The 329-nt window shown below is 39.8% G+C and carries 1 protein-coding gene; it reads left to right on the plus strand.

Going from position 1 to position 329, the window contains the following annotated elements:
- Nucleotides 1–313, plus strand: a 313-nt coding sequence (locus AB4503_RS05935; RefSeq protein ID WP_017060484.1) for a transposase, incomplete at its 5' end; no start/stop codon positions are given.
- Nucleotides 314–329: the final 16 nt, after the last annotated feature.

Raw genomic sequence — 329 nt, forward strand, 5'->3', positions numbered from 1 at the left:
AGAGCAGATATCTAAAGTCACAGAAAAAGACCGTCATTCAGTGGTAATAATGGATGGCGCAGGATGGCATACCGATGATATTGCTAACCCATTTGATAATGTCAGTATTATCAAATTGCCGCCATACTCACCAGAGCTTAACCCTATAGAGCAAGTGTGGAGTTGGTTAAGGCAACACTATCTAGCAAACCAAAACTTCATTGATTATAACGATATTGTTTCGAAGGTCTGTAGCGCTTGGAATGGATTTCTTGAGTGCAAAGATCGCGTCACAAAAATGTGTACAAGAGATTGGATTGACCTGATCAGTTAATTTTCCGGATTGGTAT

It is taken from the genome of Vibrio sp. 10N.222.55.B11, from assembly GCF_041473705.1.
Classification (GTDB): domain Bacteria; phylum Pseudomonadota; class Gammaproteobacteria; order Enterobacterales; family Vibrionaceae; genus Vibrio; species Vibrio crassostreae_C.